An 11689-nucleotide genomic window follows, 5' to 3' on the forward strand; every position below is an offset into this window, starting at 1 on the left:
GGAGGAGATTCTGTTGCGGGCCGCCAAGGGAGCCCTCGTTCCGGCCCTCAGGACAAGATCGTTCTGCGTGCCTGAACGTTCTCAGCGATGCTGCAAGGTGATGCCGGCGGGGCCACGACGCGGCTCTACCGGGTCGCCGGCGCACATGCTGCCACCTGCACGAGTTGTCAGCTGTACGAGCGATGCCGGGAAGGCGGGAGACATGGTGGTGGAGCCGTACCGGGATCCGTCGAGGAGTGTGCCGGACCGGGTCGAGGATCTGCTGGCCCGGCTCACGGTGGAGGACAAGGCCGGGCTGATGTTCCACGACATCGTCGCGATGGGGCCGGGTGGGCGGCTCATGACCGCCGACAACCCGTTCGGCCGGCCGGGTACCGAGACGGCCATCCGGGACCTGCGGCTCAACCACTTCAACCTCGCCGGTCAGGTGGACGATGTACGCGCGCTGGTGGCCTGGCACAACAGCGTGCAGAAGCTGGCGCTGGCGACCGGGCCGGGTATCCCGGTGACCCTGTCGACCGATCCGCGGCATGCGTTCAGCAACAACCCGGGAACCGAGGCCCTCGCGGGCGCGTTCTCGCAATGGCCGCAGTCCCTTGGCCTGGCCGCCCTGTGCGACGCTGACCTCGTCGGGCGATACGCCGACATCGTGCGGCAGGAGTACCTGGCCGCCGGGCTGCGGGTGGCGCTGCACCCGCAGATCGACCTGGCCACCGAGCCGCGGTGGGCGCGCGTCGGGATGACCTTCGGCGAGGACGCCGACCTGACCTCTCGCCTGGTCACCGCCTACATCCGCGGCCTGCAGGGCGCCGAACTGGACCTGGCGTCGGTGGCCGCGATGACGAAACACTTCCCGGGCGGCGGCCCGCAGCAGGACGGCGAAGACCCGCACTTCGCGTACGGCCGGGAGCAGGTCTACCCCGGCGGGCAGCGCGAGTACCACCTCGCACCGTTCCGGGCCGCGATCGCGGCCGGGACCTCACAGATGATGCCGTACTACGGGATGCCGGTCGGTACCGAGTGGGAGGAGGTCGGATTCGCCTTCAACACCGACGTCATCACCGGGCTGCTCCGCGACGAGCTGGGCTTCGACGGCATCGTGTGCACCGACTGGGGCCTGATCTCCGACAGCGTCATCCTGGGCCAGCCGATGCCGGCCCGGGCCTGGGGCGTCGAGCAGTTCAGTGAACTCGACCGGGCGCAGCGGATCATCAACGCCGGCTGCGACCAGTTCGGCGGCGAGTCCCGCCCGGAGCTGGTCGTCGAGCTGGTCCGCTCCGGCCGGGTCAGCGAGGCCCGCATCGACCGGTCGGTCCGCCGCCTGCTGCAGGAGAAGTTCCTGCTCGGGCTCTTCGACCGGCCGTTCCTTGACGTCGAGCGTGCGGTGGCCACCGTCGGCCGTGCCGACTTCGTCGCCGCGGGCGAGGCTGCCCAACGCGCGGCAATGGTGCGGCTCACCGCGGCCACGTCGGGCCCGGCCACGCTGCCTTTGCGCACCGGCCTCACCGTCTACGTCGAGAACCTCGGCCCGGCTGCGGCTGCCCGCCTCGGTCGGGTGGTTACCGACCCGGCCGCCGCCGACCTGGCGGTGCTACGCCTTGACGCGCCCTACGAGCCTCGCCCCGGCGGGTTCGAGGCGTTCTTCCACGCCGGCTCGCTGGAGTTCCCGGCCCACGAGCGCGACCGGATCGTCGCCATCTGCCGACAGGTGCCGACGATCATCGTGCTGTTTCTCGACCGGCCGGCGGTCGCGCCGGAGATCGCCGCCGCCGCGGCCGCCCTGCTGGTCGAGTTCGGCGCCCGCGACGACGCCGTCGTCGACGTCCTGCTCGGCCACGCCGACGCGCGCGGCCGGCTACCGTTCGACCTCCCCTCGTCCACGCAAGCCGTCGTGGACAGCCGCACCGACACCCCGTACGACACCGCCGACCCGCTGTTCTGCTTCGGCGATGGCATCCTCAGCTGAGCAGCCCCACTCGTTTCACGAGGGAGTCCACCCATGCCACGACAGGCGAAAGCGCCACCCACCCAGCCGTTCGGCGCCGACGCGTTCGCCCCGTCCGGCGATACGACGCTCCGCTGGCTCGGGATGGCCGGCTTCCTGATCAACAGCCATGGCACGACGATGATGATCGACCCGCTGCTGCGGGGGTTCGACATGCCGATCATGATCGAGATGCCGGTCGCCGCCGATGATGTCCCGCACCTGGACGCCGTGCTGGTCACACACAGCGACAACGACCACTACAGCGTCCCGACCTGTCAGGACCTCGCCGACGTCACCGACGCCTACCACTCCACCCGGTACGTCGCCACCCTCATGACGGACCAGGGGCTTCCTGCGCACGGCCACGACATCGGCGACCACTTCACCGTCGGTGCGGTACGCGTGCAGGTGACGCCGGCCGATCACGCCTGGCAGAACGATTCCTCCGGCGCCAGCACCCGCATCTTCCAACCCGAGGACGCCTGCGGATTCTGGATCACCACACCCGACGGCACCATCTGGGCGCCCGGCGACTCCCGCCTGATTCCTGAGCATCACCTGCGGATGCCTGCCCCCGACGCCCTGCTGTTCGACTTCTCCGACAGCGAATGGCACTTCGGACTCGCCGGCGCTGCGCAGATGGCCAACGCCTACCCGAGCACGCCGCTGCTGCTGCACCATTGGGGATCGGTCGACGCGCCCGACTTCCCGCCGTTCAACGGTGACCCGCAATCTCTTCTCGGCCTGGTCGAGAACCCGGAGCGGATCAACGTTCTCGCCCCCGGTCAGCCCTACCGGTTGCAACGATCGCCGTCGGCCGGATGAACGATCCGATGTCACCCCTGGGCGCCCTCAGCTTCTGCGAGGACACCCTGTTCGCCAGCCGCGACGAGCGGATCGTTTTCGGCGATCTGCTGAGTATCGACGTGGACGCGGCCATCGACGAAGCGGCCTGGATTCCCCCGACGGACCCTGCCCCCGCCGGCAGCGGGAACCTCGTCACCGGGCTGTGGGAGGTCACCGGATGAGGGCCCACGTGCTGCACGAGCCCGAGCTGGAATTCCGGGCCGGGAACCGGCACATCGACCCGCGCTACGGCCTCGCCGTCTACGGCCCGGCCGACGCCGACGCGCCCACCGCCCCGCACACCATTCCGGTCGGGCTGGTGGGTCCGCCCGGTGCGGTCGACGGGCTGCGGCGATGGCTGCAACGTTGCCGCTCACCGATTGACCCGCTGGCGGCCAAGCCCGGCCAGGAAACCTCCACCTGCCGTTTCCCGGGTTCAGCGCGGAGTCCAGCTTCGGCGCCGAGCTCGTCTTCGACGACGCCCTGGTCCGCGAGATCCCCGAACGGCAGCTACGCAGACTCGCCCGGGCCGACGTCGGGTCGGCCATCGCGGAAGCCGTGAACGTGTACGCCGACGCCGCCCGGTCCCTCGCCGACACCGGCCGCCCCCGCGTGATCATCTGCGCCCGCCCTGACGAGCTGCAGGACCACGACAACACGGCCACTGTCGACGACGACGGCAGTGAGTCCGGAGAGGATGCCGACCTCGACGACGGACAGCTCGGCCGCGACTTCCACGACCTGTTGAAGGCCACCGCCCTCGGGCTGCCCTGCCCACTGCAGCTGATGCGCCGCGACACCTGGGAAGGCGCGACCAAGGACACCCCGCGGACCCGACCGTTGCAAGACGAGGCGACACGGGCGTGGAACCTGCACACCGCCCTGTACTACAAGGCCGGCGGCACACCGTGGCGAATGCCGCGGCACACCACCGACCTTGCCACCTGCTACGTGGGCATCAGCTTCTACCGGACCCTCGACGGCGAGGAACTGCACACCGCCGTCGCGCAGGTGTTCAACGAGCGCGGCGACGGAGTCGTGGTCCGCGGCGGCACCGCGAAGATCGCCAAGGCCGACCGGCAACCCCACCTCAACCAGGCCGACGCCGGGAAACTGCTCATCGACGCGCTCGCCGAGTACCGCCGCACCCACGGCCACCAGCCCGCCAGGGTCGTGCTGCACAAGACCTCGATGTTCAACGGACCGGAGATCACCGGATTCCAGCACGCCGTCGACGACCGGGAGATCGACTACCTGGAACTGCTGTGGATCCAGCGGCGCGCTGCCCCGCACCTGTTCCGCACCGGTCAGCTCCCACCGCTGCGCGGCACGTCGGTGCACCTCGCCGACCGCACCCTGCTGCTGTACACCCGCGGGTCGATCCCGTACTTCCGGACCTACCCCGGCATGTACGTACCGCAGCCGCTGCTGATCCGGCCGGCCGGTACGACGACCGACCTGAACGCCGCAGCGACCGACGTCCTGGCCCTGTCCAAGATGAACTGGAACAACGCCCAACTCGACGAACGTGATCCGCTGACCTGCGCACGGCGCACCGGGTCGGCGCGATCCTCAAGCACGTGCCGCCCGACGCGCAGATCGCCACCCGCTACGCGTTCTACATGTAGCCCGGCACACGATCCGGTTCGTCTGCAGCTGAACTGTCCGTTGAGGTCGCTGCAGTTGACTCCCCCACGCACACTGAGCGATTCCGGGCAACGGTGGGGTTCAGCGGCCGAGGTCGCGGCGGCCGAGTCGCCAGGCTCCTGCGGCGAGCAGGATGATCGTGGTGGCTGCCAGGACGGCGGCGTCGGTGGGTAGGAAGCCGTTTCTCAGCGGCTCGCCGCCGATGTAGTAGTGGAATGGGGTGAGGTAACGCAGCCATTCGGCGCCGATCTGGGGGGCGAAGCCGTGCAGGGCGTAGGTGGCGACGCCGATGCCGGCGGTGATGCCGAACACGGTTGCTCGGCCTTGGCCGGTGGCGGCGCCGATGGCGGTGGCCAGGGCGCCGAACCAGAGGCCCAGCAGTGTCAGGTGGAGGGCCTGGGCGGTGAAGCCGCTGACGGTGATCGTGTCGAGGTTGGCGGTGCTGCGCACGGCGAGGACCGCGCCGAGCACCGTGGCGGCGATCGCGGTGGCGCCGGTGGCCAGGGCTGCGTAGCGGTGTAGCAGCAGTCGGGTGCGGCCGAGCGGGTAGGCCAGCAGCAGGTCCAGGTAGCCGCTCTCTTCGTCGGCAGAGATCATGCGGGCGCCGGTGGCGGCGCCGTAGAAGGTGGCCAGCAGTGGGACCAGCAGTCCGAAGACGGCGCCTTGCAGGTAGCCGGCGGCGGTGGCGGTGTCGTTGAAGCCGAACCCTTGCATCGCCTCGGGCACGTTGGTCATGGCGTCGGCCGAGATCTGGGGGTAGAAGCTGGCGTACATCATGGCCAGTAGGCCGGTGGCGACGGCCCAGACGGTGAAGATGCGTCGGTTGTTGAACAGGGTGTTGGTGAACAGCGAGCCGCTGAAGGCGCGGGCGAGCGCGGAGGTGCCGGGGATCGTGGTGGTGGGGGCCGTGGGCCGGGTGGTGGTAGTCATGGTCTGCCGTTCGTCGTGTTCGGGATATGACGTGGGTGGGCGTGTCAGGCAGCGCGGACGGTTGCCTGCTCGCCGGTGTAGTAGGTGTGGAAGAGCTCTTCGAGGTCCTGGGTGTCTGCGTGGAGTCCGGTGATGGTGTGCCGGGCGGCGGCTTTGATCAGCGCGTCGGGGCTGCCGTCGATGGAACAGGTGACGGTGGTGCCGTCGATGGTCAGGTCGGTGACGCCGGGCAGTGCGGCGAACTGTTCGGCCGGTACGGGCTGGCTGAAGGTGAGCCGTACCCGCAGGAACGAGCGGGCGCGGAGGTCGGCGACGGTGTCCAGGGCGACCAGGCGGCCCTCGCGGATGATCGCGACGCGGTCGGCGATGGCCTCGACCTCACTCATGATGTGGCTGGACATGAACACCGTCTGCCCGGCGGTCTTGGCCTCGGTGACCAGGTCGAGGAAGGTCTGCTGCACCAGGGGGTCCAGGCCTGCGGTGGGCTCGTCCAGGATGAGCAGGTCGGGTTGGTGCATGAACGCTTGAACCAGGCCGACCTTCTGCCGGTTGCCCTTGGACAGGCTCTTGATCCGCGCGCTCAGGTCTAGTTCGAGCCGGTCGGCCAGCTCGATGATCCGTGCGGTCGGGACGCCGTCGCGCAGTTTGCCGAGAAAGTGCAGGCATTCACCGGCCGTCTGCCGGCCGTCCACCACGAAGTCGCCGGCCAGGTAACCGACGCGGCGGTGCAGTTCGACCGCGTCGGTGCGGGGGTCCATCCCCAGGACGCGGGCGGTGCCTGCGGTGGGCCGGATCAGGTCCAGCAGCAGTCGGATGGTGGTGGATTTGCCCGCTCCGTTGGGGCCGAGGTAGCCGAACACCTCGCCCGGCTCCACCGTCAGGGTCAGTCCGGCGAGACCGCGTCGGGAACCGTAGGTCTTGGTGAGTTCGTTCAGCTCGATCGGCGTCGTCATGCCGGGACCGTATCAGAGTCTTCAGAGATTTCTGAAGACTCTGAGATGCTAGAATTGCGTCAAGATCTCTGACGGAGGGACGACCGTGGCAGACACCATCGATGTCGCTGAGCGACTGGCTCTGACCCTGGAGCAGGGTGGCCTACAGAAGGCGACCGCACGGGTGATGGCGGCGTTCCTGTTCTGCGACGCCGACAGCGTCACGGCATCGGAGTTGGTCGAGCAGTTGGGTATCAGCTCCGGCTCGGTGTCTGGCGCGATCAAGATGCTGTCGACGGTGGGGCTGATCGAACGCGTCCCGGCGCCGGGGAGCCGCCGTGAGCACTACCGGTTGCGTGAGGGGGCGTGGGCCACCTTGATGTCGACGCAGAACGGCATGGTCCAGGCCATGTTCGAGGCCGCCGACCAGGGCATCAAGGCTGCAGGCGCGGACAGTCCCGCCGCGCGGCGGCTGGCCGAGATGCGCGACTTCTACGGCTTCATGTTCCGCGAGCTTCCCGCCCTGGTTGAGCGCTGGCGCACCGAACGCGACGCGAGTGCCGGGCCCTGAACGCATCCGTCGCAGCGGGTTCCGGACCGCGCATCGAGGTGCGACCTCCTGATCGGGCCCTCGGCCCTGACGACAGCGACGCGGTCGCGGCCGGCGCACTCCGCGTACAGCCGGACAGGGTGGGCCGAGGGAGCGCCGCCAGCTGGCCAGTCGGACCGGCGCGGTGACCCGTTCACTTGGCCCGTGTTCGCCGCCGCCGACGGCATCGGTCAACACTGGTGTGGTCGGCGGGCCGTGCGATACGGCAGCGGAACTCAGGTGCGCCGGGAAGCCTGGTCGGCAGAGGGACCTGGCATGCTCGACACCACTCGCCGTCGCTTTGCGTTGCTCGCCTGCGGGGTCGTTGGCCCGCTGTTGCTGCTCGTTGGTTCTGTTGGTCGACGGTGCGACACGGTCCAGCTACAGCCTTCGGCGCAACGGCGTCAGTCAACTCGTGCTCGGTGATCGCGGCTGGCTGGACAGGCTGACGTTCGTGCTTTGCGGACTGCTGCTGCTCGCTGAGCCGACGGTGCTGCGGCATTGTCATACTCGCGCCTCGTACTGGCCAGGCCGTGGGTGATGCGCGGGAGGGCTCGCAGCGTGCGCAGCCTCACCTAGCGGGTCAGCCGGCGAACGAGGCGCGCAGATCGGGTGCTGACTGCGGGGCGGGGCGCCCGCACAGAGTCGGTCGATCTCGGCAGTCCTCATGCCTAGGTCTGCTGGGCGAGGTGTTCGGCGCTACGGCGGGCGGGTGTTTCCCGATAGGGTGGGTTCTGGTGTGCCGGGAAGCCTGGTCGGCGACGTTATCGTCGTGCCCAGTTTGAAGGAGTCCCGTGACCGGATCACCGGCCCGTCCTACCCGTCATCTGTTCGGCCGGGGCAGTTGGCCCGAGGTGCGTCGGGTCGGTGACATCCTGCGGACGGAGACGGTCGGAGGAGCGCTGCTGCTCGGCGCCGCCATCCTCGCGCTGGTGTGGGCGAACTCGCCGTGGGCGGGCTCCTATCGGGACCTGAGTGCGCTGCAAGTGGGCCCGCACGCCTGGCATCTGGACCTGAGCCTGGCGCAGTGGGCGGCCGACGGGCTGCTGGCGATCTTCTTCTTCGTCGCAGGGCTGGAACTGAAACGCGAGTTCGTCGCCGGGGACCTGCGCGATCCACGCCGGGCAGCGCTGCCAGTCGCCGCCGCCGTCGGCGGGATGACCGTACCGGCGCTGATCTACGTCGCGGTCAACGCCACGGCCTCCGGTGGCGTCCTGTCGGGATGGGCGGTACCGACCGCGACCGACATCGCGTTCGCGCTCGCCGTCCTCGGCGTGCTCAGCACCCACCTGCCTGCGGCGTTGCGCACGTTCCTGCTCACCCTCGCCGTCGTCGATGACCTCCTCGCGATCCTGATCATCGCCGTGTTCTACACCAGCTCCCTGTACCTGCTGCCGCTCGCCGCCGCACTCGTGCCGCTGGGGCTGTTCGCATTCCTGGTGCGGCGGCGGGTGCGCTCATGGTGGCTGCTACTGCCACTCGCGGCGCTCACCTGGGGGCTCGTGCACGCTTCCGGTATCCACGCGACCGTCGCCGGGGTCCTGCTCGGTTTCATGGTGCCGGTCCTACGCCGCGCGGACGCTGCTGGTCCGGGTCTGGCCGAGCACTTCGAGCAGCGTTGGCGTCCGCTGTCGGCGGGTCTCGCGGTGCCGGTGTTCGCGTTCTTCGCCGCCGGGGTCTCGGTGACCGGGGCGGGCGGGTTGGGTGGTGCCTTCGGTGATCCGGTGACCGTCGGGATCGTCGCCGGTCTCGTGGTCGGCAAGTGCGCGGGGGTGCTGGGCGCGACGTGGCTGGTGCAGCGGTTCACCCGCGCCCAGCTCGGTGACGGACTGAGCTGGTGGGACGTGTTCGGCCTGTCGCTGCTGGCCGGGATCGGGTTCACCGTCTCGCTGCTCATCGGCGAGCTCGCGTTCGGGGCCGGCAGCGTCCAGGACGAGCACGCCAAGATCGGTGTCCTCGCCGGGTCGGTGATCGCCGCACTCTTGGCTGCCGTCGTGCTACGGGTGCGCAACCGGTACTACCGGCGGTTGTGCGCCGCCGAGGAGCAAGACACCGACGCCGACGGGGTGCCCGACGTCTACCAGACCAGCAGCCCGCAACGCTGAACCGGCCGCTGCCGTCGGGTGGCCGACCTGGCGGAGGATTACCTTTCCTCGATGCGGCTTTCGGGAGTACGGTGTGCCGGGAAGTCTGGTCGGCGGTCATTCTGCCGCTCCCGACCGGAGGCTCCCGATGAGCGAGTCCGCGCTGCGCACCGAGCATCTCACCAAGCGCTATGGCCGGTTGCTGGCCCTCGACGACCTGACCCTGGACGTGCCCGCCGGACAGGTGTTCGGTTCCTCGGCCCGAACGGCGCCGGTAAATCCACCACCATCCGCCTGCTGCTCGGCCTGGCCAAGCCGATCGCCGGCCGGGCATGGATCTTCGGCGCGGACGCCGCCGACGTGGCCCACGCGCACCGGTCGGTGGCCTACGTCCCGGCCGACGTGGCGTTGTGGCCGCAACTGACCGGCGCGGAGATCCTCGAACTGCTCGCCCGCACCGGGCCCGGCACCGACCGCTCCTACCAGGCCGAACTCGTCGACCGGTTCACCCTGGACCTGTCCAAACCGGCCCGCGCCTATTCGACGGGCAACCGGCAGGGCAACCGGCAGAAAGTCGCCCTGGTCGCGGCGTTCGCCACCCGCGCGCCGCTGCTGGTGCTGGACGAACCGACCAGCGGCCTGGACCCGCTGATGGAACGCGAGTTCCGCCGCGCGGTCCGCCAGGCTCGCGACCGCGGCCAGACCATCTTCCTGTCCTCTCACCAACTCGCCGAGGTCGAGGCCGTCTGCGACCGTGTTGGCATCCTGCGCGCCGGGCGTCTCGTCGAGGTCGCCACCGTCGCTGGCCTGCGCCATCTGCACCGCGCCGACGTCACGGTCACCTACACCGGCCCGCTGCCTGACCTGGCCGCCGTGCCCGGCGTGGACAGCGTGGAGACCGCCGGTGACGGGCAACTGCGGTTCGCGCTGACCGGGCCGCCCGGCCCGTCCCTGAAGGTCCTCGCCGCCGCCGACGTCAGCGCGCTCGCGATCCGCGAACCGAGCATCGAGGAGATCTTCCTCGACTACTACGGCGAGACATCACGATGACCGCCGAGACACTGCCACGGCGCCCGACCTATTGGCACGCCGGAGCTTCCATCCCGGCCCGGCGGGGCCCTGACCCGGCTCGCCGCCCGGCAGATCCGACGCGGGGCGCTCATCGTCCTCGCCGTCGCGGCCGGAATGTCCGCGCTGGTCGCCACCACATACGACAGCGTGATCACCGACCCCGCCACCGCTGGCGCGCTCGCCGCGAACCCGGCGATCCGGCGCCCGGCGTGACGTGGGCGGTGGCCTGGTCACTGCGGTTTCCGGCCGCCGCCCCAGAATGCGCCTGCTCGGCTCCGTGGAGACGTTCGCCGTCCGCCGCACGATCCGACCATTGGCGGGCTGGGCGACCGCCATCGGCGCCTACTTCCTGCTGATCGGCCTCATCGCCGAGTCCATGACCGGCTTCCTCACCGACAACCCGACCTTCGTCGACCTCCCAGGGCAAGCCGGATTCACCGCCCTCAACACCACCCAGGGCTACACCGCCACCCTGTCCGCGCTGCTCGCCGTACCCGTCGGCGCCTTCACCGCGGTACGCCTAGCCGAGTTCGCCGCCCTCGAAACCAACCGGCGACTCACCCTGCTGGCCGCCCAGCCCATCCACCGCAACCGACTCCTCGCCGCCGAAGCCACCGCCGCCGCAGGCGGCGCCATCGCCCTGGCCGCCACCGCCGCACTCGCCACCTGGCTCGGCATCACCACCACCGGCGGCAACCTTCGGCTCACCGCGGCGCTGGCTGGCACCTGCAACACCCTGCCGGTCGCCGCACTGTGCCTCGGTGCCGCGATCTTCGCCCTCGGCTGGGCGCCACGGATGACCGCCGCTCTCGGTGCACTGCCCGCCGCTGGCGGGTTCCTGCTCCAGACGATCGCCGAAAGCACGAGCGCCCCAGCATGGGTGATCAACCTGTCGCCATTCGCCCATCTGGCGCCAGTCCCACTGGCAGAGGTGAACTGGCCCGCAACGGCCATCATGTCCGCCATCGCAGTAGTGCTCACCGTGTTAGGCGGATACGGATACCAACACCGCGACCTGCGAGGATAGACCGGCCGAAGAGCCGGTTTCCAGATCGATCACTTGACCGCCGCTGCGGCGCCGCAAAGTATCGGTTCCGCGTACCGGAACCCAGTTCCGCACTCGGGCTCCTGACGCTGCCGGGGCTCCTTGTGGCGTAGGCCTGCGTCACGGATGTCCTGCTGACCTCTCGCCGCGCCGCTGAACTGTCACTCCTGGGGTCCGAAGATCTCCTCCACGAACAGCTCCGAGGGAATGTCGGACACTGCCCGGATCCGCACCTGGCGGCCGTCGAGCCCGCGGCGCCGCATCTTCATGTCGAACATGTGCGTCATCTGCTGGAGGATCGCGAGCGGGTCGATGCCATGAACGAGGAACTCCGTCGCCTCGATCTCACCGTCACCAGATGCGGCCTTCTCCCACACGTCGCGGGGCGTCGCGACGACCTGCAGGTGGTATTCGCTCTCGCCGCCACCGATGCTGAACCCGAGCACCTGCCACTGATCACCGTCTAGGTGACTGGTGCTAAACGCGGGCTGATTGGTGACGCCGGTCAGCCCGCGTTTGTTGTTGGGGCGAGGTCGGGTTCGGGAGGTGCGCGCGGAT

General features: G+C 69.7%; 12 protein-coding genes. 9 read left to right on the forward strand and 3 right to left on the reverse strand.

Annotation, left to right across the window (positions count from 1 at the left end):
* The first annotated feature begins 202 nt into the window (after window positions 1-202).
* From AB0M46_RS24375 to AB0M46_RS24390, 4 genes are all read left to right on the forward strand, one after another.
* Entirely contained in the window at window positions 203-1966 is a 1764-nt protein-coding gene (locus AB0M46_RS24375; protein ID WP_363339262.1) for a glycoside hydrolase family 3 N-terminal domain-containing protein, read from the forward strand.
* A 33-nt stretch (window positions 1967-1999) separates the two neighbouring features.
* The gene (locus AB0M46_RS24380; protein WP_363339263.1) at window positions 2000-2812 is read left to right on the forward strand and encodes an MBL fold metallo-hydrolase; all 813 of its coding nucleotides are present in this window, start codon (window positions 2000-2002) and stop codon (window positions 2810-2812) included.
* On the forward strand, window positions 2809-3015 hold the full coding sequence (locus tag AB0M46_RS24385) for a hypothetical protein (protein WP_363339264.1): 207 nt from the start codon (window positions 2809-2811) through the stop codon (window positions 3013-3015). Before AB0M46_RS24380 ends, AB0M46_RS24385 begins: the two co-directional genes overlap by 4 nt.
* Window positions 3016-3391: 376 nt before the next feature.
* The gene (locus AB0M46_RS24390; protein WP_363339265.1) at window positions 3392-4654 is read left to right on the forward strand and encodes a hypothetical protein; all 1263 of its coding nucleotides are present in this window, start codon (window positions 3392-3394) and stop codon (window positions 4652-4654) included.
* Here AB0M46_RS24390 and AB0M46_RS24395 read toward each other — a convergent pair.
* Together AB0M46_RS24395 and AB0M46_RS24400 are read right to left on the reverse strand one after the other, a co-directional pair.
* Window positions 4562-5410 carry an ABC transporter permease subunit gene (locus tag AB0M46_RS24395; protein ID WP_363339266.1) on the reverse strand — a complete coding sequence of 283 codons (849 nt, stop codon included), beginning with the start codon at window positions 5408-5410 and terminating at the stop codon, window positions 4562-4564. The genes AB0M46_RS24390 and AB0M46_RS24395 overlap by 93 nt on opposite strands.
* A 44-nt stretch (window positions 5411-5454) precedes the next feature.
* Window positions 5455-6363 (reverse strand): ABC transporter ATP-binding protein, encoded by a 909-nt coding sequence (locus AB0M46_RS24400; RefSeq protein ID WP_363339267.1) that lies wholly within the window; start codon window positions 6361-6363, stop codon window positions 5455-5457.
* A gap of 85 nt (window positions 6364-6448) precedes the next feature.
* On the opposite strand from AB0M46_RS24400, the gene AB0M46_RS24405 reads away from it, so the two are divergent.
* From AB0M46_RS24405 to AB0M46_RS24425, 5 genes are all read left to right on the forward strand, one after another.
* Window positions 6449-6913 (forward strand): MarR family transcriptional regulator, encoded by a 465-nt coding sequence (locus AB0M46_RS24405; RefSeq protein WP_363339268.1) that lies wholly within the window; start codon window positions 6449-6451, stop codon window positions 6911-6913.
* A 220-nt stretch (window positions 6914-7133) separates the two neighbouring features.
* Window positions 7134-7472: a DUF998 domain-containing protein gene (locus AB0M46_RS24410; RefSeq protein ID WP_363339275.1), complete on the forward strand. Its 339-nt coding sequence runs from the start codon at window positions 7134-7136 to the stop codon at window positions 7470-7472.
* Between the two features lie 253 nt (window positions 7473-7725).
* Window positions 7726-9036 carry a Na+/H+ antiporter NhaA gene (gene nhaA / locus AB0M46_RS24415; protein WP_363339269.1) on the forward strand — a complete coding sequence of 437 codons (1311 nt, stop codon included), beginning with the start codon at window positions 7726-7728 and terminating at the stop codon, window positions 9034-9036.
* Between the two features lie 51 nt (window positions 9037-9087).
* Window positions 9088-10065 (forward strand): ABC transporter ATP-binding protein, encoded by a 978-nt coding sequence (locus AB0M46_RS24420; RefSeq protein ID WP_363339270.1) that lies wholly within the window; start codon window positions 9088-9090, stop codon window positions 10063-10065.
* 298 nt (window positions 10066-10363) lie between these two features.
* Window positions 10364-11113 carry a hypothetical protein gene (locus tag AB0M46_RS24425; protein ID WP_363339271.1) on the forward strand — a complete coding sequence of 250 codons (750 nt, stop codon included), beginning with the start codon at window positions 10364-10366 and terminating at the stop codon, window positions 11111-11113.
* A 179-nt stretch (window positions 11114-11292) separates the two neighbouring features.
* Here the strand turns inward: AB0M46_RS24425 and AB0M46_RS24430 are convergent.
* Window positions 11293-11689, reverse strand: a 397-nt coding sequence (locus AB0M46_RS24430) for a hypothetical protein (RefSeq protein WP_363339272.1), incomplete at its 5' end; no start/stop codon positions are given.

Origin of the sequence: Dactylosporangium sp. NPDC051485, from assembly GCF_040682015.1 — a bacterium.
Taxonomy (GTDB): Bacteria; Actinomycetota; Actinomycetes; order Mycobacteriales; family Micromonosporaceae; genus Dactylosporangium.

What these genes read in the sequence shown, in the direction of transcription:
- AB0M46_RS24375 (WP_363339262.1), top strand. Translation starts at nt 203, where the DNA reads ATGGTGGTGGAGCCGTACCGGGATCCGTCGAGGAGTGTGCCGGACCGG.
- AB0M46_RS24380 (WP_363339263.1), top strand. Translation starts at nt 2,000, where the DNA reads ATGCCACGACAGGCGAAAGCGCCACCCACCCAGCCGTTCGGCGCCGAC.
- AB0M46_RS24385 (WP_363339264.1), top strand. Translation starts at nt 2,809, where the DNA reads ATGAACGATCCGATGTCACCCCTGGGCGCCCTCAGCTTCTGCGAGGAC.
- AB0M46_RS24395 (WP_363339266.1), bottom strand. Translation starts at nt 5,410, where the DNA reads ATGACTACCACCACCCGGCCCACGGCCCCCACCACCACGATCCCCGGC.
- AB0M46_RS24400 (WP_363339267.1), bottom strand. Translation starts at nt 6,363, where the DNA reads ATGACGACGCCGATCGAGCTGAACGAACTCACCAAGACCTACGGTTCC.
- AB0M46_RS24420 (WP_363339270.1), top strand. Translation starts at nt 9,088, where the DNA reads ATGCGGCTTTCGGGAGTACGGTGTGCCGGGAAGTCTGGTCGGCGGTCA.